Origin of the sequence: Thiocystis violacea (assembly GCF_016583575.1) — a bacterium.
GTDB classification, from domain to species: Bacteria; Pseudomonadota; Gammaproteobacteria; order Chromatiales; family Chromatiaceae; genus Thiocystis; species Thiocystis violacea.
On the sequence record NZ_NRRG01000126.1, the window covers coordinates 1 to 2,249 of the forward strand.

The 2,249-nt window shown below is 57.4% G+C and carries 3 protein-coding genes; 1 reads left to right on the top strand and 2 read right to left on the bottom strand.

All coding sequences use genetic code 11. The features are described from left to right. On the top strand, positions 1-218 hold a 218-nt coding region (locus CKO27_RS23680), incomplete at its 5' end, for a transposase (RefSeq protein WP_200377369.1). A 275-nt stretch (positions 219-493) separates the two neighbouring features. Here CKO27_RS23680 and CKO27_RS24280 read toward each other — a convergent pair. Both CKO27_RS24280 and CKO27_RS23690 read right to left on the bottom strand, forming a co-directional pair. Further along, complete coding sequence (locus tag CKO27_RS24280; protein ID WP_207281099.1) at positions 494-646, bottom strand: hypothetical protein; 153 nt, start codon at positions 644-646, stop codon at positions 494-496. 99 nt (positions 647-745) lie between these two features. Next, positions 746-1,926 (bottom strand): IS3 family transposase gene (locus tag CKO27_RS23690; protein WP_200377370.1). Its coding sequence is split into 2 segments (ribosomal slippage): positions 746-1,674 and positions 1,674-1,926, totalling 1,182 coding nucleotides; the frame shifts between segments, so codons are not numbered across the junction. Positions 1,927-2,249: the final 323 nt, after the last annotated feature.

Here is a 2,249-nt window from a genome sequence, read left to right on the forward strand (position 1 = left end):
AGCTTGAAGTCGTTAAAAAGAAAAAAGGGGTTAAAGGTTTCCATGTTTTACCCCGCCGCTGGGTCGTTGAGCGAACATTTGCATGGCTTGGCCGATCACGTCGGCTGAGTAGAGATTATGAACGCAAACCTACGTCGAGTGAGGCACAAGTTTATCTCGCCTCAGGCCGCTTACTTCTTCGTCAAATATGCCATAATCAGATACAATATGAATTGTAAGTTAATTGATTTCTATTAACGGTTAATTGGATCGACTATAGCGATGTGTTCCTATACAGCCTCTCAGGATCACACCCAACAAAAAACGCCCCCGGTTTCCCGAGGGCGTTTAAAGGTCAGGCGTTGGAGCTGTGAACGATGGGTTTCGCTATCGCTCTACCCATCCTACCTCGCTAATCAATGACCAGGCGGATGATGCTTGAGATACCAGATCAAAGCACCGCCGATCACATTAACGATCAGCAAGAGCATCAAGAGAGAAAGCACTGAACTCGTCATGGCGGATTCCCCGAGTCACGAACGTAAGACAACACCCAAACAGCCACAAATTCGATATTGAAAAAACCGATGATCGACAGCGTGAGTTGCACCCAGGCAACAGGTTGAGCGATCAGCGCGGTGTAGCCAAAGACCGCAAACTGCGCCAAGGCAATCGCGTGCAAGGCGGCGGCAATATGTTTGAGTTGTTCTTTGTTCTTTGTTCTTTGTGAGGTTCCCTCGGTTTTTCGTCTTCCAATGGAGTGGTCTCATGCTACCTGATTCTCCGCTTGCTGGGCCTCTCTCCAGTTTTTCAGATAGTGCACGGGGGAGGTGTACCCGAGGGTGGAGTGTAGGCGCCGCCGGTTGTAGAACACCTCGATGTACTCGAAAGCCGTGGCCTTCATGGCTTCGCGGGTCTGGAAGCGCTCCCCGAAAACCCGCTCTTGCTTGAAGCTGTTGAACCAGCTTTCGGTCGGGGCATTGTCCCAGCAGTTGCCCTGGCGGCTCATGGAGCCAACCATGCCGTATTCTTGGAGTTTGTCTTGGAAGGCGTGGCTGGCGTATTGGCTCCCGCGATCGGAGTGATGGAGCAGCCCCGGCGCGGGTTGACGGTGGAGCCAGGCCATCGTCAGCGCATCTGTGACGAGGTCAGCGGTCATCCGAGGCTTCAACGACCAGCCCACCACCTCGCGGTTGAACAGATCCAGCACGATGGCCAGAGACAGCCAGCCTTCCTCTGTCCACCGATACGTGATATCGGAGGTCCAGACCTGATTCGGTCCGCTCGGGGTGAAGTCACGCGCAAGCACGTTATCCGCCACAGGCCGGGAAGGGGTGGAGTCGGTTGTGGCCTTGTACCGGCGCTGGTGACGCGCCTGGAGGCCGTTCTCGCGCCTCAGGCGCTCGCCCCGCTCCTGGCTGACCGAGAAGCCCCGGGCGCGCCGCTCACGGACCATCCGCGGGCGGCCATAGGCACCCTTCACCTCGGCATGAAGGGCCTGCAGGAGCGCCAAGAGCTGGGTATCCGTGAGTCCTTGACGATCCGGCGTGCCGCCCCCCTTCCAAGCCCGATAACCGCTGACGCTGACGTCCAACACGGCACAGAGTTCCCCCAGCGTGAACTGGGAGCGGCGCGCATCAATCCAGGCGTCCTTCACAGCGCCTCCCTCGCAAAGTACGCCGTCGCTTTTCGCAGGATGTCGTTCTCCCGCTTCAGCCGCGCGTTCTCTGCCCGCAGGCGCGAGAGCTCCATCTGCTCGGGCGTCACTTTCGGCGAGCCCGCACCGCTGAGCGAGCCGGTCTCCGCGCCCTTCACCCAGTGGCGCAGCGTCTGCTCAACCAACCCCATCTCCTTGGCCACCGCCGCCACGCTCCGGCCCTCCTTGACCCGCTTGACCGCTTGCTCCTTGAACTCGGCGGTGTACTCCCGCTTTGGAATCTTCTGCATCGTCGTCTCCAATGTGAACGTCATTCTACGTCACCCTTGGAAGACGAAATTTCGGGGGAACCTCAGGTAGAGCAAAGCGAAACCCATCGAACCCCGCGCCAAGTCATCAGGATGGCACAACAAAAAACGCCCCCGGTTTCCCGAGGGCGTTTAAAGGTCAGGCGTTGGAGCTGTGAACGATGGGTTTCGCTATCGCTCTACCCATCCTTGTATCTTGAATTTCGTGATGGTTAGCTCCCATCACGCGAGACCGAGGCAGCTTGAACCCATCCTGAAGGCCTTGACCTTGTTGCGTAGATCAAGCCCTTGGTCTCTTCTTTCAC